Below are 19,262 nucleotides of genomic sequence, written 5' to 3' on the forward strand. Positions count from 1 at the left end.
TTTCCTAATGAAAAAACTATTTCTTGCTCTCAGTTTTCTGTTAACAATTGTAATTCAAAGCATTGCTCAAGACAATATTAATCGTGATAGCCTGTCTTTTTCAGCTACTCTAGGAGCAATGGCGTACTCGGATGAATTCGCACCATTTTTTTTAGTGCATAATCGATGGGGAGAAATTGGTGATGAACAAACTGTATTCTCGGCAGGAGAGCTGGCCTATTCTTATAGCTTAAATGATAATTGGAATTTTGAATCGGGATTCTCCTTTAGAAATGAGATATTCTCTAGTTACTATGCAGCAGCCAACTATGATATTCTTTATCTGAGATTAGGTGCATATAAAGAACAGCTAGGAGGATTGGCTTCTGATATAGGGGTTGTTAGTTACGGTTTAGGGAGAAATGCTCGCCCAGTTCCAATGATTGAGTTAGGAATGAATAACTATTTTGATGTTCCTTTTACTTATGGCTACGTTCAATTTAAAGCGCATATTGGACAGCGATGGCTAGAGACAGACAGATACATCTCACGAGCAAGAATGCATAGCAAAGATGTTTTTGTTAGGATTAATTTAGAGCGTGAAATTGGCTTAAAGGTTTCTTCTGGCTTAATACATTTTGCTCAATATGGTGGAACTGATCCTATGGGAAACCAACAGCCAAGCGGTTTTGATGATTTTATGAAGGTCTTCTTTGGTCAAGGTATTCCCAATGAACTTGGGGGGACTGCTGGTGAGTCAAATGCTGTTGGAAATCATTTAGGGATGATTGAGATTGGTTTTGAGAAAAATCTTGGAGATCATAGACTGAATTTGGATTACCAATCGCCTTTTGAGGATCAAGGTAGTATGCAAATGATCAGTCTAAAGAACTACCTTTTAGCATTTCAGTGGTTGCTGCCCAATGAGAGTAAGTTGATAAAAGAGGTAATGGTTGAATTTACAAAAAGCAAAAGGCAGTCAGGCCCAGGGTTGCCCGATCCTGCTCCTCATTTTCCAGACGAGGCTTCTAATTTCGGAAGAGAATTTGGTGGCAGAGATGATTATCACAATAATTATCTTTATAGATCTGGCTACTCATATCATGGAATGTCTATGGGAAATGCTCTGTTCTTAACTTATGACTGGACTCAAAATTTCTTAGAACCATACCCTAGTTACAACGCTCTTTTTTCAAATAACAGAATAGTTGCTCTGACTTTGGGAGTAAAAGGAGAGTTGTCCGGGGTGCTTGAATATAGGTTGCAATTGGTGTCTTCCAAGAATTTCGGAACATATGCAGGGCTTTATCAGGGGAGGTTCAACTGGGGGGGAGTGGCTCTTGATCCAAACTATGATTACGTTTTCCGAAATGGGAAAAGGCAGTATTATTCACTTTTGGATATCAAGTTTAATAAGCCTTTTAGAAATCAACCAATTGATTTAAACATCATGTTGGCCTTTGATTCAGGAGAATTATATACAAATACAGGAGCAGAAATTTCATTTAGTTATTCTTTTGTAAAGAATTAACAGGATTAGAAGGATTGAATCGTTTAATTTTGTAATTGCAAACATTCATAAAAGCACACGTGAAAAAGCGTTTTAATAGATACTTTCCTTATCTCTTTATTCTGGGAGAGCTTATTATTCTGGCAACAATATTCTTTGTTTCTCTTTTTGTTGCATTTGGATCAGTAGATCTAGAAAAACCTTATTCATATGCTTTTCTGATTTATATATGCTCTTGGCCTGTCTTTTCTTATTTCAATAAGGATTACAAGATAGGAAGAGCAGTGAGCTACTATAATACTTTCAAAAAGGCGTTCACGAGTGTTTTTATTTTCGTTTCTCTGATTTCCCTTTTGTGGATTTTTGTGGCCGGAGAGGAAGAGATTAATCGCCATTTTATGATGGCCCTTGTATTGTTTCTTTTTGTCTGGCTTACGATCTACAGAGTTTTTGTTCACTTAGTTCTCGATAGGTATAGAGCTTTTGGAGGGAATATTCGGTATGCTGCTATTATTGGATATGATAAATTAGGTTTCAATTTATACGACTTGTTTAAGAGAAAGCCGCACTATGGGATTAGATGTGAAGGCATTTATTCAGAGAACAATGGCCAAAATAAAAAACATAAATACCCAGTGCTAGGTGAGCTTGATGTTTTAATAGATGATGGGTTCAAGAATTACGATTTCATCTATCTCAGTGATTATTTACCCAGAGAATTAAAGAATAGAATAGTTAGAGCGGCAGATGAGAATGCCAAGAAAGTAAAGTTGCTGCCAGAGATAAAAACGGACGTATTAAAGACTTTTGTTCTAAGAAGGTATGACTCTATTTCTGTAATAGATATTAATAGATTGCCTTTAGACAGTTGGGGCAATAGGTTAGCCAAAAGGGCGTTTGATTTATCTTTCTCACTTGTCGTTATTTTATTCGTTTTGTCATGGATGTATCCATTGTTTGCTTTAATCATTAAACTTGAAAGCAAAGGCCCTGTTTTTTTCAAGCAGTGGAGGGAAGGGCAAGAGGGGGAGCATTTCTTGTGTTTGAAATTTAGAACGATGATTCTTAATCGGGACTCAGATACTCAATGGGCTACAAAGCACGACCCAAGGGTTACTAGATTTGGGGCCTTCCTTAGAAAAACCTCTTTAGATGAGTTTCCTCAATTTCTAAATGTATTCCTTGGTCAAATGTCTGTAGTTGGCCCCAGACCTCATCCAATATCACTAAATGATCAGTATAAGAATTCTGTACAGAAGTTTGCTAAGAGACACGAATCTAAGCCAGGTGTAACTGGGCTGGCTCAAGCTATGGGGTATAGAGGAGAAGTCACAGACTTTTTCCAGATGAGCTCAAGGGTTAAGCTAGACCGCTTTTACCTTCAGAATTGGTCATTTTTTCTAGACCTAAAAATTATCTTTCTAACAATTTTTGGAATAGCAAAAGGACAAGAAAAGGCCTACTAACTACTTGTTGTATTTAGAGAAGTCTTTATGCTCTTTCTTGTATAGTTTCTCTTCTGGGAGAGATTTGAAGTAATCATAAGTGATTTTCAAACCTTCCTTTCTATCTACTTTTGGTTCCCATCCGAGTATCTCCTTGGCTTTGGTGATATTTGGCTGTCTTTGCATCGGGTCATCTTTCGGTAGAGGCTTATAAATTACCTTTTGATCAGTTCCGGTCAGTTTTATAATCTCCTCTGCAAATTGAGATATGGTAATTTCATCAGGGTTTCCAATATTCACGGGGTGAGGATAGTCAGACATCAGCAACCTATAGATTCCTTCTACTTGATCATCAACATAGCAGAAAGACCTTGTTTGGCTTCCGTCTCCAAACACTGTTAAATCTTCACCCCTCAAAGCCTGACCGATAAATGCTGGTAACACTCTACCATCATTCAGTCTCATTCTAGGGCCATATGTGTTAAATATTCTTACTATTCTAGTTTCTAGGCCATGGAAAGTATGATAAGCCATTGTAATAGCTTCCTGAAACCTTTTTGCCTCATCGTAAACACCTCTAGGTCCAACCGGATTTACATTACCATAGTACTCTTCTGTTTGCGGATGAATTAATGGGTCTCCGTAAACTTCTGAGGTAGACGCGATAAGCATTCTGGCACTTTTAGCCCTAGCTAAACCTAGAAGATTGTGGGTTCCGAGTGAACCCACTTTTAATGTTTGTATAGGGATTTTTAAATAGTCTATCGGGCTAGCGGGTGAAGCAAAATGAAGAATATAGTCTAGATTACCAGGGACATGTACATAGTTAGAGACATCATGATGGTAGAATTCAAAATTTTCTAACGCCATTAGATGTTCTATATTTTCCATATTACCAGTAATGAGGTTGTCCATACCGATAACATAGAAGCCTTCTTTTATAAATCTATCGCATAAATGAGATCCTAAAAATCCAGCCGCTCCAGTAACTAATACTCTTTTCATTGCTTGTTTTGTTTATTGTAGTCCGATACCGTAATAAGTATACCCTAAGCTTCTTAGCTCTTCTCTGTCATAAATATTTCTTCCATCAAAAATCACCTTGTTTTTCAAAAGCTTGCTAACTACGTTAAAGTTAGGTATTCTGAACTCAGGCCATTCCGTAACCAGAAGAAGCGCATCGGTGTCTACTATCGCGTCATATTCATCTTTGGCATAAGTAATGGAGTCTCCTAAGTCTCTATGAGCTTCTTCCATAGCAACAGGGTCAAAAGCTTTTACTTTTGCTCCAGCCTCCATTAATTGATTGATTATTACAATTGAAGGAGCTTCTCTCATGTCGTCAGTTTTTGGCTTGAACGAAAGTCCCCAGATTCCGAAGGTCATTCCTGAAAGGTCTTCTCCAAAGTGTTTTTTGACTTTGGCAACCATTACTGATTTTTGAGCCTCATTTACTTCTTCTACTGCTGTCAGAACACGCATTTTGTAACCATTCTCATCAGCAGTTTTAATAAGCGCTTTTACATCTTTAGGGAAGCAAGATCCTCCATAACCAACCCCTGGGTAGATGAACTTAGTGCCTATCCTTGAATCACTTCCGATACCTTTCCTAACCATGTTTACATCTGCTCCCATGATTTCGCAAAGGTTGGCAACATCATTCATGAAGCTGATTTTAGTAGCCAACATAGAGTTAGCTGCGTACTTTGTCATTTCAGCTGAAGGAACATCCATGAAAATAGTTGGGTGGCCATTGAGTAAGAAAGGCTTATACAGCTTTTCCATGATTTTTCGTGCCTTTTCCGATTCAACGCCTACCACAATTCTATCTGGCTTTAGGAAGTCTTGAATGGCAGCTCCTTCTTTTAAGAACTCAGGATTAGATGCTACATCGAAATCAATATTTGCCCCTCTATTATCTAGTTCTTCTTGTACTGCAGCTTTAACTTTTTTTGCAGTGCCTACAGGAACGGTACTCTTAGTAACCACAACCATGTAGTCTTCCATGTGCTGCCCAACTTCTCTTGCTACGGCAAGAACATATTTTAGGTCAGCACTTCCATCTTCACCTGGAGGTGTTCCAACAGCAATGAATACTGCTTCCGAATCTTTCAGGTTGTCTTTTAAGCTTGTTGAAAAATGTAGTCTGCCTTTTTCTAGGTTACTTTTAACCATAGGTTCAAGGCCTGGTTCATAAATAGGCATAACACCATTTTTAAGACCTTCAATTTTCTTTTGGTCAATGTCTATACAGGTTACATTAATTCCCACTTCAGAAAAGCATGTACCAGTTACTAAACCTACATAGCCAGTTCCTACAATTGTTATTTTCATAGCTTAACTTTTCAATAAAATTAATTTCTCTCCAAAATTAGAAGTTTGAGCTTCGATTAAAAGCAATCTTCTTTCGATTAACGGTGATAATTCTCTGTTTAATTCGAGATTTTTTGTTGCCAGTTCCATGCATCGCGCATGGAATCTTCAAGTGAATGTTTTGTTTTCCAGTCTAATACTGCAGTAGACTTATCGACTTGTGCGTATACTTTTTCTACGTCTCCAGGCCTTCTAGGTCCAATTTCATACTTAAGTTTCTTGTTAGTCACCTTTTCAAAAGCATTGATGACTTCTAAAACTGTATTTCCTCTTCCTGTACCTATATTGATCACATCGAAGTGCGAAACTTCATTGACGGATTCAAGTGCTTTTATTGCTTGTACATGGGCTTCCGCCAAATCCATTACATGAATGTAGTCACGAATACATGTGCCGTCAGGAGTATTGTAGTCACTGCCGAAAACAGTTAATTTCTCTCTTACCCCAGCAGCTGTTTGGGTTATGAATGGTACCAAATTGTTAGGTACGCCAAGTGGTAACTCACCAATTTCTGCAGAAGGGTGGGCTCCTATAGGGTTGAAGTAACGCAGAGCAATGGACTTGATTTTACTGCCGCTAACAACAACATCTTCTATGGTTTCTTCGCCAATTTGCTTGGTGTTGCCATAAGGGCTGTTAGCAGGTTTTTTTGGTGATTTTTCTGTTACTGGTAGTTCATCTGGTTGACCGTATACTGTGCAAGAAGACGAGAATACTAAGTTTTGACAATCATGCTCAATCATGCTTTCTAAAACCGTGATGAGACCAGATACGTTGTTTTTGTAATAGTAAAGTGGTTTTTCTACCGATTCACCTACCGCTTTTTTTGCAGCGAAATGAATTACTCCATCAATTTTATTTTCACTGAATATTCTCCCAAGTAATTCTTCATCAAGAATATCTCCTTCGTAACAGGTGAAATCTTTCCCAGTAATATTTTTAAGACCTGTTAAAACGGATTTCGCTGAATTAGAGAAGTTGTCAAGGATAATAGGGTTGTATCCTACTTCATGCAGTTTCACAATCACATGAGAACCTATGTATCCAGCTCCACCAGTAACTAGAATATTGTTGTGCATGGTCAAAAATAGCTTTTCAAACCCAGTTAATTATTAACTCCTGTTATTTTTGTGTAAAAATCAGGAAAGAAGAGTTCATGAATAACAAAGTAAAGGAGCTTTCACAAGAGATTGATTCTTTTGTTGCAGAGTCACAAGAGCAACTAGAAGCATATAGATTAAGGTTTATTGGCCGAAAAAATGTGATAGCCGATCTTTTTTCTGAAATGAAAAATGTTCCGAATGAAGAAAAGAAGGCTTTTGGACAAGCAGTAAATGACTTAAAGAACCAAGCAAAAGATAAGTTTCAGTCTTTGATCGATAGTTTGAGTAGTCAATCTGGCGGAGATGAAAAACATCCTGATTTAACATTACCTCCGATATCTACGGAGTTTGGGTCTATACACCCCTTAACAGCTACTCGAAACCGATTTATTCAGATATTTGAACGGATAGGCTTTAACGTTTCTAATGGGCCAGAAATAGAAGATGATTGGCATAATTTTACAGCCTTAAACTTTCCAGAGAATCACCCTGCTAGAGAAATGCAAGATACCTTCTTTATTGAGAAGAATCCTGATATAGCTTTAAGAACGCATACGTCTAGTGTTCAAATTCGTGTAATGGAAAATGAAAAGCCTCCTATCAGAACGCTTTCACCTGGAAGGGTTTTTAGAAACGAGGCTATATCGGCAAGAGCTCATTGTGTTTTTCACCAAATGGAGGGGCTTTATATAGATAAAGGAGTTTCGTTTGCTGATCTGAAGCAAACGCTCTATCACTTTGTGAAAGAGATGTTCGATAGAGATACGCAAATCAGGTTTAGGCCAAGTTATTTCCCTTTTACTGAGCCAAGTGCCGAAATCGATATCTCCTGCCAAATATGCCATGGAGACGGTTGTAATATTTGTAAGCATACGGGGTGGGTTGAAATTGGAGGCTCTGGTATGGTAGATCCTAATGTTCTTGAAAATTGTGGTATTGACTCAAAAGAGTATTCCGGCTTTGCCTTCGGAATGGGAATTGAAAGAATTACCATGTTACGGTATGGTATTAAGGATTTAAGGCTCTTTACAGAAAACGATGTTAGATTCCTAAAGCAATTCAATAGCTTATGAGCAAACTAAGCAGTATTAAAAAAGTAGCAGTTGTTGGTGCAGGTACTATGGGGCAAGGAATTGCTCAGGTTTGTGCCATGGCAGGCTTAGATGTGATTCTTTATGACCTCAATTCTGACATGTTGGCCAAAGCTTTGGTATCGGTGGAAAGGAATTTAGATAAAGGAATAGAGAGGGGAAAGGTAAGTGAGCAGCTTAAAAATGATACACTTGCAAGACTAACAACGGTTTCTTCTGAAGATTTATTAGTGGCTGACCTCATTATTGAGGCAATAGTAGAAAAGCTAGAGATTAAACAATCTCTTTTTCAGAAGCTAGAAGCTATTAATTCTGAGCATACAATTCTTGCTTCGAATACCTCTTCAATACCAATTACAAGAATTGCAGCTGGCCTTAAGCGCCCACAAAACTTTGTAGGGATGCACTTTTTTAACCCAGCTCATATAATGAAGCTAGTTGAAGTTATTAGTGGTGCAGCAACAGATAAGGTAGTTGCTCAAACTGTATATGACTTAGCTAAAAAGCTAGGTAAAGTTCCTGTTCATGCCCAAGATGCTCCTGGGTTTATCGTGAATAGAGTGGCTAGGCATTTTTATGTAGAAGGGCTTAAGGTTTTAGAAGAAGGTGTTTCTGACGTTAATGGCATCGACAGACTCGTTGAATCTAGTGGGTTCAAAATGGGGCCATTTAGGCTTATGGACTTAATCGGTGTAGATACCAACTATTCGGTTACAGAGTCTATGTTTAATGCGTTTCATCAAGACTCCAAGTTTAGACCATCACGTATTCAGCAGCAAAAAGTAGATGCAGGTCATCATGGAAGAAAATCGGCAAGGGGCTTTTATGAATATGACTAAAGTAGGTTGTTTATCAACTTATCTATAGTTAAGCCCTCTGCTTCAGCTTTAAAGTTCCTTACAATTCTATGCCTTAAAATAGGTTTAGCCACCGCCTGAACATCTTCAATATCTGGAGAGTATTTTCCATTGATCAATGCATTACACTTAGCTGCAACAACCAAACTTTGAGATGCTCGTGGCCCTGCGCCCCATTCTATATAATCTTTAGTTATTTGAGGAGCTCTATCGCTCTCAAATCTTGTCTTGTGAACTAAGTCTACAGCATACTCAACAACATTATCGGCAATTGGCACTTTTCTCACCAAGTGTTGATACTCTATCACCTCTTTTGCTCCTAATACATGGTTAACTGTTTTAGACCTGTCACTTGTAGTGTTTTTAACTATATCTACTTCAGACTGAAAAGATGGATATGTAAGTGTTATGTTGAATAAAAAACGGTCGAGTTGAGCCTCAGGAAGTGGGTAAGTTCCCTCTTGTTCAATCGGGTTTTGGGTAGCCAATACAAAGAAAGGTCTTTCAAGAGGGAAATGTTGCCCCGCCACAGTTACCGAGTATTCTTGCATAGCCTCTAAAAGAGCAGCTTGCGTTTTGGGAGGAGTTCTATTGATCTCATCTGCCAAAATTATATTGGCAAAGATTGGGCCTTGAATAAACTTGAAGTTACGATCCTTATCTATTGTTTCAGCACCTAAGATATCAGACGGCATTAAGTCAGGAGTAAACTGAATTCTCTTAAAACTTAAATCTAAGGCCGATGAAATAGTCTGAATGAGAAGTGTTTTCGCCAAGCCTGGAACTCCTACCAAAAGACTGTGCCCCTGACAAAAGATTGAGGTAAGAAGAAGGTTCACCGTTTCTTCTTGTCCAATAATTACTTTTGAAATTTCTGCCTTGAGTCTCTTAAAGTCTTCGAAGAACTTATCGGCAAGGGCCACATCTGAAGGGTTGCTCATACTTATTGGTTATTGATGATACCGCAACGGTTATATTCCGGAGCTATCTCAATATAGACTTCTTTCATTTTGTCTTGAAGGTATTCTTGTCGTTTTCGGTCTTTTTTCATTTGAATGGTAGCCGCCTTCAATTTTTCGTAATCTTCGGTAAGGTTGGCTCTGTGAGGAGCAACCTTTTTTCTATAATAAATTATTCTGGCCAACTCATCTTCAGCACCTACTTGTATGGTAGAGGCTTTTGAAATTTCACCTTCCTTCATTTTATCTATTTCGAAGTAAAGCTCTGGATCAAGCTCGCTAGCTGGTACTCTCAAAGAGCCGAATTGGCCAGACATAAAACCACCGTTAGATTTAGTGCGTTCATCGTCTGAGTATTCTTTAGCTGCTTGCTCAAAGGATATTTTTTCAGCAATAATTTCCTCTCTAAGGCTATCTAAATAATTAACGGCTTCCTGAACATCATCTTGGGTTGGCTTAGGTATAAGTATGATGTGGCGACTGTTATACTCGTTTCCTCTTTTTTCTATAAGCTGAGAGATGTGAACACCAAAAGAAGATTCAAAAGGCATTGAAATTTCCCCTGGTTTAAGAGAAAGGGTAGCAGCTTCAAAAGCCGGATCCATAGTGCCTCTTTGGTTGAAACCAAGGTTTCCGCCATTTGCACTAGTAGGGCCATCGGAGTTAAGTGTTGCCATAATTTCGAAACTCTCACCATTAATAATCCTTTCTCTGATTCCTCTCAGTTTATCCTTAAGTTCATCTATTACAGAATCATCTACCTCTGGGTTCTTAATTATCATACCTATTTCATATTCTGTAGAATAGAGAGGTAAACTGTCTTTGGGAATACTTGTATATAGTTTTCTTATCTCGTTTGGAGTCACTGAAACATCGGCTAGAATGCTTTGTTCCTGTTGCTGAATTTGAAGTTGTTCTTGAATATCAGGGCGCAACTCTTCCATTATTTGGTCTAGCGATTTTCCATAGGCCTGACGAATGGCTTCTTCAGAACCATAGCGCTGCATTATATTTTGAGCTCTACCTTGCATCTCGTAGTCAACTCTAGATGGGTCAACAATTATCGAATCTATCTCTGACATGGCATGCATTACCTTACTTTCTACCATGTCCTTGAGTAATAAACATCTAGCATCACCATCGAACTGAACAGCAGCTGGGCTACTCAAAAATTGGAGATAAGACGATTCTAAATCGCTCTTTAAGATGATTTTGTCATCTACCTTAGCAATAATTTTATCTACTACTTCACCTTCTTGTGCTCTTACGTTAGAAAACATAAGGAGCATAACTGCCGCACTAGCGATATATCTTGTAATCTTCATTTTCTTTTGCGTTTTGAAAAACTTCATTTTCAAGGCTCTTTGCCAACTCTACTTTTCGCTTATTCAGAATTATGTTTCTGATATCTTCTCTTACAAACTCCAACGGAGAGATTTCTTCCGAAATTTTGTAGTCATCAATTTTGAGGAGGTAAAGATATAGAGAATCTGTTTCTTCAGTGTAGCGGGTGGTTTTTAGGAATTGAATCTTGTTGGTTATGGTGGAGAAAGGTGAATTCTTCGTTATGTCATCAAACTTTATCCAAGTAGAGTCTTCTAGAGAATAGTTGTTGGCAAACTGAAAAGCATAGTCTTTTAGAGCGTTTAAATCTTGTGGGCGAGAAGATTTAATCCAGCGTCTAATATCAGTCTTTTTGGGGGCTTGTTGATTCACTTTTAAAAACCTACCCCTAAAAATATTTTGCCTCAAGGCGAAATTGTCCTGGTTGTTGGAGTAGTATTCGAATATCTCTTCTTCTGTAACGGCCGTGTCCAGTAACTGCTGAATTCTTAGCTTTTGATATTCATAAGAAAGAAGTGTGTAACGATAATCAGCTACTTTTCTTTCTATTTCTGATTGATCTATTCGAACATTACTTGTGGCCTCCTTTACCAAAAGCTCTTTTTTAATCCAGTTACGTACATATTGAGTTGTAATGGATGCGCTATCTTCTGCAGACATGCCGGGCTCAATAAGGTTGGCCACATCAGCTTCAAAAAGGTACGAATTACCAACGCTCGCTACCAGCGTTTCACTGTTGCCAGTACTCTGGCTAGAGTCACTCACAAAGTAGTCGCACGAACTCAGGAGAGTCGATACAGCGATGCATATGTAAAAGAATTTTTTCAACGATTGCTGATGGCCTTAAGTACCTTCTTATTTATTTTAATTTTGGCGGAATCTCTTAGTTCTTCTATCCATTGGCTATCTAATTCTTCCTGATAGTCTGACATAACAATTCCTTTTATCTCATTGAGCTGCTGTGGCCCTTCGGGTAAAATATTTTGCACCAAACAGTAAGCATTTAAACTTGATGGTTCAAACCACTTTCCTATCTGAGATTTTCCCATTTCAAAATTAGCTAAATCACTTACCAATAGAGTTCTTTTAGCAAAATTTAACTCCTCAGTTTTAGAATCTCCCATTTCTTTTGAAATGTATGATTTGGCCCGCGGTAAAGAATCTAAAGGAATGAATAGTTCAGAAAGTTCACTTCTGAGTTGTTCCGATTTGTTATTTGTGCACAGACATTCTACTCTTTCACCCTCGACATACCGATTGAGATGATTCTGATAATATGATTGAAGGCCGAGACTATCTTGGGCAGCTTTATCCCATACTTTTCTTTGCATTACCTCAAAAAGAAGAAGTCCTTCTTCATACTCATTCATAAGAAATCCGAACTCTGGGTATTTCTCTGGTGCAATAGAATCTTCGTAAGCTATAACGTAGTCTTTCTCGAACTTTCGATAGAATTCTATAAGCTGAGGCCTGGTGTACTTTATGTTGAATCCAGGAAGAGATTCTAAAAAGGCCCTTGTTTTCACTTGGTTTTGCCCGTGAGTGAAGATTACCCTCTCTTTTAGCTCACTTTCATAGGCTGTACTTTTGCTGGCTTGACTTATTTCATCAATAATACTGTTAAGACTTTCTGCATCTTGGCTGAAGTTGTTTTCCTCCTTGAGTTTTTTGAGCAAAGCCTCTTCTGCCAGATTATTTCTTCCCATCCGTTTAAGGAGTTGAGCAATTTCAGTTTTCTTTATTTCATAGGGCTCTAAGGGCTGTAAACCCTCTAGTTTTACAATGTGCCAACCAAATTGAGTTTCTTTAGGTCTGGTATATTCTCCCACTGTATCTATTGCGTGGGCAATGTCTAGAAAGTCATCTGGAAGCTGCTTTATACCTGCCCAAGGCAAAGATCCATCATTGTGTTTTGTTCCATTATCATCAGAAAATTGGCTAACCATAGTGCTCCAGTCACCACCGTTTTTAAGTGAGTCATAGACCGTTTGAGCACGCTGAAATGCTTCCTCTCGCCCTCTTTGTTTAGTGAAGAAGATGTGGGAGGTCTTTATTTTACCTCTATTTGGGCGTTTATCATTAACGAATATAAGATGGTAGCCAAAGCTAGATCTGACAATATCAGAAACTCTGCCTGGTGCAGTTTTGTATGCTCCTTCTTCAAAAGGAGCCACCATGTGCATAGCTGTGAACCAACCTAAATTCCCTCCATTCCTTGCACTACCGTCTTGAGAGAATCTTCTGGCCATTTCTTCAAATTCTTGTTTGGAGCCTATGGTTTGTTTAAGGCTATCTAAAAAACTATAAGCCTTTAGAGTGTCGCTAGGAGAAGCCGTTGCGTCTAGCTTGAGTAGAATGTGAGATGCATTCATATCGCTCTGCATGCGAGCGTAAATCTCTCTTAACAGAGTTTCTTCAGCACTGTCATCTTCCAAATACGGCTTTCTTATTTGAGATATATAACCCTCCAATTCATTCTGAAATACCAAAGACGTGTCTAAGCCTAATGCACGTGCTGTTCTTACTTTAAGCTTGAAATTAATGAATTGATTAAGGTAGGCTTCAAGTGAGTCTCTGTTGATGGGTTCATTTTCTTTTCTGTTCTTTTTAAAAGCATAAAGGAACTCATCTTGACCAATTGCTTCACCATCTATTGTAGCTACTACCTGAGCACTAGAAAAGTTGGCTAGCGATAAAAAGGAGACTAAAAGTATGGCTCCGAAAACTGAAGTTTTCATTACTGTTATGCATCAATTTTTTTGAACAACCTTAAAGTATTTCCCTCAGGAGAGGTTTTTAGTTCAATATTATCCATGATTTTCTTTACTAGCATAATTCCAATGCCGCCTTTATTCTTCTTTTTAATGAGGTCCTCAATGTTAGGTTCGTCATAGTTGATTATGTCGAACCCATCACCACGATCTACAATCTCAAAGTAAACTCCTTCTGAAGAAAAGCTGATGTCTAACCTAACGCTTTCTAAAGGGTTAGACTGTAAACCGTGAATGATAATATTCGCACAAATTTCATCTACGGCCAAGACCATCATGTTGGTTTCAATCTCCGGAATGTCGTGAGAATTCAACACTTCGGTGACGAACTTACGCATGAGCCTAAGCTTGTTTTTACTGCTCGGTATGTCGAAACTATATGCCATTGAATGCCTGTAGAGCTTCTTCTTTATTTTCTTTTATTGTTAGTAGTTGGTCTAACCCTAAGATTCCGAATACTTTCAAAACTTTATCGGATAGCCCAAAAAGTATAAAGTTGATTGAGTTGGATGATATCTCTTCTATGTAGGACATGAATACGCCAAGCCCTGCTGAAGATATATAGTTAAGATTGGTGCAGTCGATTAATATGGTTTGGTGACCTTCATCAAATGCGTCTCTAATTGCTTTGTCTAGGTTTATTGCCGAGCTCGCATCTGCTTCTCCTTCTACGGATAGTTGCAGGTAATTGTTGTGCTGCTCTTTTTTAATCTCAATCATCTCTCTTTTACTTACGTAATTCAGTTAAACTTGATCACCACCATGGTGTAGTCATCGTTCAAATCTTTTGTTCCGCAAAACTCATAGAGCTTGCTTATAAATATTTTCTGGATCATCACAGGGTCGTAATGAGCATTTTTTTCTAATAGAGATTTCATTCTATCGAACCCAAACTCTTCTCCTTCAGCATTACTAGCTTCAGAAATACCATCGGTATAAAGCACTAGAATGTCGTCTTTATCGAACTCTAATTCATTCACATGAATGAATTTCTTAAAGCTGTCATTTCTCAGAATACCCAATCCAAGCCCTTTGTTTTGAAAGTACTCTGCAGTTTTATTACTATTATCGTAATACAACGTAGGGCAATGACCTGCTCTGGCAAACTCTAGTTTCTTGCTCTTGGTGTCTAGAATAAAGTAGGTGAGAGTAATAAAAGAAGTTCTTTCCAAACATTGACTCAAAGCCTTGTTGGCTCTAAATAAAAATTCATCGGAGCTTAAGTCCATTTGAGCCAAAGACTGAAAGATTCCCTTCATTTGGCTCATGTGGAAAGCAGCCGAGGTGCCTTTTCCTGAAACATCGCCAATTACAATAGCAAACCTGTGGTCGCTCAGTTTAAAGGTGTCATAATAATCTCCACCAACTTCTGCTGCTGCTATGGTAAAGGCATGTATGCTGAAGCTATCGTCATGATCTAGCGCATCGGGCAATAACGCGCGCTGCACTCTTTTGGCAATGTCTAGTTCCTCTTTATATCGCTCATTTGAAATGGCTTCACCCATCAGCTTAAAGTTCTCAATAGAAACACTTGCTTGGCTGGCAAAGGTGTTGATGATGTTGATCATCTCTTTATTGAAGCCGTCACTTACCTCATTGAGCAAGTACATGAAGCCGCTTACCTTGTTCTGCACGGTTAGCGGCACAACAAATACTGATTTGAAATTGGAGCGCTTAAGGGTTACTAAAACTCTATCAGTTTCTGAGTTAGAGCTGCTCAAAGGGTTTTTCATAACCGTGCGACTCTTACTGCTGAAAATCTGCTCTTTGATTTTATTAATGCTCTCTCTACTGATGTTTTTGTTGATGAATTGTGTGCTGTTTTCATCTTTGTTGACTTCAATCCAGCCAGCATCGGCATATACCGCATTCATGGAAGAAGTAAGGAGAATGTCGAAAATTTGTTCTTCACTTTCTCCTGTCTGAATAGACTGGCTAAGCCGTTGAAAGTTGATGGCTTCTTCCATCTTTCTTTCGAAAACGGATGAGGTAGGTAGGTTAAAGAGAATCACCAAAAGTGAGAATACACTATAGAAGAGTAGGAAAGTGAAGAGAATTATAGTGAAAAGGCTATCTATAGGACTAAAGAAAGTGGCAGCCTCTTCTGGAGTAACGTACAATTCTGCAAAGAAGTAAAATACGTAAATGGTAATGAGTATGATAAGTAGAATAGACTTCCACTTTTGTTTAAAGTTGAGGTAGGCAACCCATTTAAGATTTCCGGAAAGCGTAATGGCCATTAAGGTCATTACTGCAAAAACAATTTCGAATACGAGACTGCCTTGAAGGGTATAGCCTGTTAGGTTAAAAAAGATTGAGGCAATTACTAGCCACTCAAAGGTATTCCAATAGACTATGAGTCTTCGAGACTTCTGATATAAGATGAGTTTCTTCCAAATGGTAAATGTTGAAATCAGGAAGATGGAGATAATAGCTTGGTTAACTCCAAGGGTAAAGATTCTGAGAAACTCATTTTGCCCTAATGCTGAATCTCCAATACTGGAATAGAATAGTTTAAAGAATAGAGAGATAATGGTGGTAACTAGACCTGTAGCGAATACCCGCCACAGTAGGTCTACGAAATTACTTCCATCTTCTTCACGAATGCGTATTCTGTAGTATATAACCACAAAAACAAAGAAGAAGTCCATTAAAAGAATAGGGACTTCTCTAGTAATGCCAAGGTCTACTCCACTTTTGAGAGCTAGTAGTTGGAGCACATCAATAAGCGATACAATGAGCCATAGCAGTATGGCCAGTACCATACTGAGTCTCATGTAGAACTTCGGTGTAAGTTTAAAGCTTTTTGACATGTTCGGCCGAAGTTACAAATTAAACCTTTCGGTTAATATTTGTAAAGTTCTTAGCGTAAACGCAAGCCTAGCTCAACTAATTGCTCATCGGCAACTTCAGAAGGTGAGTCTATCATTACATCTCTGCCAGAAGTGTTTTTCGGGAAGGCAATGTAGTCTCTAATTGTTTCTGAACCACCAAACATAGCGCAAAGTCTATCGAAGCCGAAGGCAATACCGCCATGTGGAGGTGCTCCAAACTCAAAGGCATCCATTAAGAAGCCAAACTGAGCTTTTGCTTCTTCATCGCTAAAACCTAGGTGTTTGAACATTAATTGCTGAGTAGCCTTATCATGAATTCTGATAGAACCACCTCCAATTTCAACACCATTAATAACTAAGTCGTAAGCGTTGGCTCTTACACTTCCTGGGTCAGTATCTAGTTTCTTGATGTCTTCTTTTAACGGAGAAGTGAAAGGGTGATGCATAGCGTGGAACCTTTCGGTTTCTTCGTCCCACTCCAATAACGGGAAGTCAACTACCCACAGAGGCTTAAATTCATTTGGGTTTCTTAGGCCAAGTTCAGAACCCATATGCAAACGAAGCTCATTCATTTGCTTTCTGGTAGAATTGGTGTTGCCTGAAAGCACAAGCATTAAGTCACCAGCTTCTGCTCCAGCTTTTTGAGCCCATTCTGCTAAGTTTTCCTGAGTATAGAACTTGTCTACAGAAGATTTGAATGTTCCATCTGCATTGCATTTCACATATACCAAACCTTTGGCGCCAATTTGCGGACGTTTAACAAAATCGGTCAGTGCATCGAGTTGCTTTCTGGTGTATTCAGCACAGCCTTTCGCACAAATTCCGACAACTAATTCTGCCTGATCGAAAACGTTGAAGCCTTTGTTTTGGGCTAGATCGTTCAACTCAACGAATTCCATTCCGAAACGAACATCTGGCTTGTCGCTACCATATTTGCTCATGGCATCTGCATAGCTCATTCTTGGGAATTGGCCTAACTCTACCTCTTTAATAGAGCTGAACAAATGACGAGTCATTCCTTCGAAAGTGTCAAGCACATCGTCTCTATCAACAAAAGACATTTCACAGTCAATCTGTGTGAATTCTGGCTGACGGTCTGCTCTTAAGTCTTCATCTCTGAAACACTTCACAATTTGGAAGTACCTATCGAAGCCAGAAACCATGAGCAGCTGCTTAAAGGTCTGTGGCGACTGAGGAAGAGCATAAAACTCTCCTGGGTTAATTCTAGAAGGAACTACAAAGTCTCTTGCCCCTTCTGGAGTAGATTTGATTAAGACAGGCGTTTCAACTTCGACAAATTGCTGGTTTGAAAGATAATTTCTGACAGCAATAGCCAACTGACTCCTTAATTCTAACTTTCTTCTTACAGTACCTCTTCTTAGGTCGAGGTAGCGGTACTTCATTCTTAAGTCTTCACCCCCATCTGTCTCGTCTTCAATTACAAAAGGAGGGGTTTTGGCGGCATTTAGAATGGTGAGTTCTTCAACATCTATTTCGATAGAACCAGTAGGGATTTTGTCATTTTTCGCATAGCGTTCAACCACTTTGCCTTTTACCTGAATAACAAATTCTCGGCCTAGCTTTCGCGCAGTTTCAATGGCTTCTGCTTTGGTTCTACCTTCTTCAAAGGTGAGCTGAGTAATTCCATAACGATCTCTTAAGTCTACCCACATAAGGCCTCCTTTGTCGCGAATTTTTTGAACCCAACCGGAAAGGGTCACCTCTTGTCCTACATGATCTTCTCTAAGCTCTCCGCAGTTGTGTGATCTCAGCATACTCTTGTCTTAAAAATGAGTGGCAAATTTAGTAATAGTTTTAGCAATTGGGCTTAATATTGAACTGAAAACAAATTCTATGAGTCTCAGTATTCATTCAGACGAACACTATATGAAACAAGCCCTCAAACAGGCAGAAATAGCCTATGAAAAGGGGGAGGTTCCTGTGGGTGCGGTAGTGGTTGTGGAAAATACAATAATTGCCAAGTCGCATAATATGACTGAGCAACTCACTGATGTGACAGCTCATGCAGAAATGTTGGCTATTACAGCGGCCTTCGATGCCATTGGCGGAAAATACCTGAATGAGTGTACTTTATATGTTACCTTAGAACCATGTGTGATGTGCGCAGGAGCTTTATTTTGGGCTCAGTTAGGTAGATTGGTGTATGCTGCGGAAGACCCAAAAAGAGGCTTTTCGCTTCATCCTAAAAAAATCTTACATCCACGAACAGAAACAGACCATGGCTTGTTAAAAAGCCAAAGCGAAGAACTGTTGAGGCAGTTTTTTGCTAGGCTTAGATAAAAGTCTAATTTTTGTATAATCATAAAATCAGAGAAAAAATGGCATTCGAATTACCAAAATTACCTTATGCCTATGATGCGCTAGAGCCGCACATAGACGCAAGAACAATGGAGATACATCATAGTAAGCACCACGCAGGTTACACCAGTAAGTTGAATGATGCTATTGCCGGTACAGAAATGGGAGGTAAGAGTATTGAAGATTTATTGGCAAACCACAGCGATAATGGCGCAGTAAGAAACAATGGTGGTGGGTTCTATAACCACTCTTTATTCTGGTCTATTATGTCGCCAAATGGTGGTGGGGCTCCTTCAGGAGAATTAGCCGATGCTATCAATGAAGCTTATGGTTCATTCGATGGTTTCAAAGATGCTTTCTCTAAGGCAGCTGCTACTAGGTTTGGTTCTGGTTGGGCATGGCTTTGTGTTCACCCAGGAGGAAAAGTAGAGGTTTGTTCTTCTGCTAACCAAGATAACACCCTAATGCCAAATGTAGGTTGTGGTGGTCACCCAATTCTTGGTTTAGATGTTTGGGAGCACGCATATTACCTGAACTATCAAAATAGAAGACCTGATTATATTGAAGCTTTCTTCAATGTTATTAACTGGGAAGAAGTAAGTAAGCGTTACGCTAACGGGAAGTAATTTCCCCGCTTAAATAAGAGTTGAAACCCCTGCCGAATAGGTTGGGGTTTT

General features: G+C 38.9%; 17 protein-coding genes. 6 read left to right on the forward strand and 11 right to left on the reverse strand.

The window, feature by feature from the left end:
- The first annotated feature begins 7 nt into the window (after positions 1–7).
- Together T7867_RS07520 and T7867_RS07525 are read left to right on the forward strand one after the other, a co-directional pair.
- Entirely contained in the window at positions 8–1,510 is a 1,503-nt protein-coding gene (locus tag T7867_RS07520) for a capsule assembly Wzi family protein (RefSeq protein WP_068217491.1), read from the forward strand.
- Between the two features lie 35 nt (positions 1,511–1,545).
- Entirely contained in the window at positions 1,546–2,955 is a 1,410-nt protein-coding gene (locus tag T7867_RS07525) for an exopolysaccharide biosynthesis polyprenyl glycosylphosphotransferase (protein WP_084375580.1), read from the forward strand.
- On the opposite strand, the gene T7867_RS07530 is transcribed toward T7867_RS07525, so the two are convergent.
- The 3 genes from T7867_RS07530 to galE all read right to left on the reverse strand — a co-directional run bounded on the left by T7867_RS07530 (position 2,956) and on the right by galE (position 6,386).
- A complete protein-coding gene (locus T7867_RS07530; protein WP_068217498.1) occupies positions 2,956–3,939 on the reverse strand; it encodes a UDP-glucuronic acid decarboxylase family protein in 984 nt (327 codons plus the stop codon).
- 12 nt (positions 3,940–3,951) lie between these two features.
- Positions 3,952–5,268 carry a UDP-glucose dehydrogenase family protein gene (locus T7867_RS07535; RefSeq protein WP_068217501.1) on the reverse strand — a complete coding sequence of 439 codons (1,317 nt, stop codon included), beginning with the start codon at positions 5,266–5,268 and terminating at the stop codon, positions 3,952–3,954.
- A gap of 98 nt (positions 5,269–5,366) precedes the next feature.
- The gene (gene galE, locus T7867_RS07540; protein WP_068217504.1) at positions 5,367–6,386 is read right to left on the reverse strand and encodes a UDP-glucose 4-epimerase GalE; all 1,020 of its coding nucleotides are present in this window, start codon (positions 6,384–6,386) and stop codon (positions 5,367–5,369) included.
- 77 nt (positions 6,387–6,463) lie between these two features.
- Here galE and pheS point away from each other — a divergent pair, with 77 nt between their 5' ends.
- Both pheS and T7867_RS07550 read left to right on the forward strand, forming a co-directional pair.
- Entirely contained in the window at positions 6,464–7,483 is a 1,020-nt protein-coding gene (pheS, locus tag T7867_RS07545) for a phenylalanine--tRNA ligase subunit alpha (RefSeq protein ID WP_068217507.1), read from the forward strand.
- Entirely contained in the window at positions 7,480–8,340 is an 861-nt protein-coding gene (locus T7867_RS07550) for a 3-hydroxyacyl-CoA dehydrogenase NAD-binding domain-containing protein (protein ID WP_322300022.1), read from the forward strand. Before pheS ends, T7867_RS07550 begins: the two co-directional genes overlap by 4 nt.
- On the opposite strand, the gene T7867_RS07555 is transcribed toward T7867_RS07550, so the two are convergent.
- From T7867_RS07555 to aspS, 8 genes are read right to left on the reverse strand one after another with little or no spacing between them, the layout of a single operon-like run.
- Positions 8,337–9,299: an AAA family ATPase gene (locus T7867_RS07555; RefSeq protein WP_273514333.1), complete on the reverse strand. Its 963-nt coding sequence runs from the start codon at positions 9,297–9,299 to the stop codon at positions 8,337–8,339. The two genes, T7867_RS07550 and T7867_RS07555, sit on opposite strands and share 4 nt — an antisense overlap.
- A gap of 2 nt (positions 9,300–9,301) precedes the next feature.
- Positions 9,302–10,642 (reverse strand): peptidylprolyl isomerase, encoded by a 1,341-nt coding sequence (locus T7867_RS07560; RefSeq protein WP_185101204.1) that lies wholly within the window; start codon positions 10,640–10,642, stop codon positions 9,302–9,304.
- Positions 10,617–11,426 carry a peptidyl-prolyl cis-trans isomerase gene (locus T7867_RS07565; RefSeq protein WP_322300023.1) on the reverse strand — a complete coding sequence of 270 codons (810 nt, stop codon included), beginning with the start codon at positions 11,424–11,426 and terminating at the stop codon, positions 10,617–10,619. Before T7867_RS07565 ends, T7867_RS07560 begins: the two co-directional genes overlap by 26 nt.
- Before the next feature lie 59 nt (positions 11,427–11,485).
- On the reverse strand, positions 11,486–13,399 hold the full coding sequence (locus tag T7867_RS07570) for a foldase protein PrsA (RefSeq protein ID WP_273514331.1): 1,914 nt from the start codon (positions 13,397–13,399) through the stop codon (positions 11,486–11,488).
- 5 nt (positions 13,400–13,404) lie between these two features.
- Entirely contained in the window at positions 13,405–13,818 is a 414-nt protein-coding gene (locus T7867_RS07575; RefSeq protein ID WP_273514330.1) for an ATP-binding protein, read from the reverse strand.
- Positions 13,808–14,152 (reverse strand): STAS domain-containing protein, encoded by a 345-nt coding sequence (locus tag T7867_RS07580; protein ID WP_068218501.1) that lies wholly within the window; start codon positions 14,150–14,152, stop codon positions 13,808–13,810. The genes T7867_RS07575 and T7867_RS07580 overlap by 11 nt, the downstream gene beginning before the upstream one ends.
- A 20-nt stretch (positions 14,153–14,172) precedes the next feature.
- Positions 14,173–16,245: a GAF domain-containing SpoIIE family protein phosphatase gene (locus T7867_RS07585; protein ID WP_322300024.1), complete on the reverse strand. Its 2,073-nt coding sequence runs from the start codon at positions 16,243–16,245 to the stop codon at positions 14,173–14,175.
- A 50-nt stretch (positions 16,246–16,295) separates the two neighbouring features.
- Positions 16,296–18,041 carry an aspartate--tRNA ligase gene (aspS, locus tag T7867_RS07590; protein ID WP_322300025.1) on the reverse strand — a complete coding sequence of 582 codons (1,746 nt, stop codon included), beginning with the start codon at positions 18,039–18,041 and terminating at the stop codon, positions 16,296–16,298.
- A gap of 79 nt (positions 18,042–18,120) precedes the next feature.
- On the opposite strand from aspS, the gene T7867_RS07595 reads away from it, so the two are divergent.
- Both T7867_RS07595 and T7867_RS07600 read left to right on the forward strand, forming a co-directional pair.
- Positions 18,121–18,567 (forward strand): nucleoside deaminase, encoded by a 447-nt coding sequence (locus T7867_RS07595; protein ID WP_322300026.1) that lies wholly within the window; start codon positions 18,121–18,123, stop codon positions 18,565–18,567.
- 38 nt (positions 18,568–18,605) lie between these two features.
- Positions 18,606–19,211, forward strand: a complete 606-nt coding sequence (locus T7867_RS07600; protein WP_322300027.1) for a superoxide dismutase — start codon at positions 18,606–18,608, stop codon at positions 19,209–19,211.
- The last annotated feature ends 51 nt before the right edge of the window (positions 19,212–19,262 follow it).

The sequence above is a fragment of the Roseivirga spongicola genome (genome assembly GCF_034376045.1).
GTDB classification, from domain to species: domain Bacteria; phylum Bacteroidota; class Bacteroidia; order Cytophagales; family Cyclobacteriaceae; genus Roseivirga; species Roseivirga spongicola.

Coding starts and splice junctions, on each gene's coding strand:
- T7867_RS07520 (WP_068217491.1), top strand. CDS start 8: ATGAAAAAACTATTTCTTGCTCTCAGTTTTCTGTTAACAATTGTAATT.
- T7867_RS07530 (WP_068217498.1), bottom strand. CDS start 3,939: ATGAAAAGAGTATTAGTTACTGGAGCGGCTGGATTTTTAGGATCTCAT.
- T7867_RS07535 (WP_068217501.1), bottom strand. CDS start 5,268: ATGAAAATAACAATTGTAGGAACTGGCTATGTAGGTTTAGTAACTGGT.
- galE (WP_068217504.1), bottom strand. CDS start 6,386: ATGCACAACAATATTCTAGTTACTGGTGGAGCTGGATACATAGGTTCT.
- pheS (WP_068217507.1), top strand. CDS start 6,464: ATGAATAACAAAGTAAAGGAGCTTTCACAAGAGATTGATTCTTTTGTT.
- T7867_RS07550 (WP_322300022.1), top strand. CDS start 7,480: ATGAGCAAACTAAGCAGTATTAAAAAAGTAGCAGTTGTTGGTGCAGGT.
- T7867_RS07555 (WP_273514333.1), bottom strand. CDS start 9,299: ATGAGCAACCCTTCAGATGTGGCCCTTGCCGATAAGTTCTTCGAAGAC.
- T7867_RS07560 (WP_185101204.1), bottom strand. CDS start 10,642: ATGAAGATTACAAGATATATCGCTAGTGCGGCAGTTATGCTCCTTATG.
- T7867_RS07570 (WP_273514331.1), bottom strand. CDS start 13,399: ATGAAAACTTCAGTTTTCGGAGCCATACTTTTAGTCTCCTTTTTATCG.
- T7867_RS07575 (WP_273514330.1), bottom strand. CDS start 13,818: ATGGCATATAGTTTCGACATACCGAGCAGTAAAAACAAGCTTAGGCTC.
- T7867_RS07580 (WP_068218501.1), bottom strand. CDS start 14,152: ATGATTGAGATTAAAAAAGAGCAGCACAACAATTACCTGCAACTATCC.
- T7867_RS07585 (WP_322300024.1), bottom strand. CDS start 16,245: ATGTCAAAAAGCTTTAAACTTACACCGAAGTTCTACATGAGACTCAGT.
- aspS (WP_322300025.1), bottom strand. CDS start 18,041: ATGCTGAGATCACACAACTGCGGAGAGCTTAGAGAAGATCATGTAGGA.
- T7867_RS07595 (WP_322300026.1), top strand. CDS start 18,121: ATGAGTCTCAGTATTCATTCAGACGAACACTATATGAAACAAGCCCTC.
- T7867_RS07600 (WP_322300027.1), top strand. CDS start 18,606: ATGGCATTCGAATTACCAAAATTACCTTATGCCTATGATGCGCTAGAG.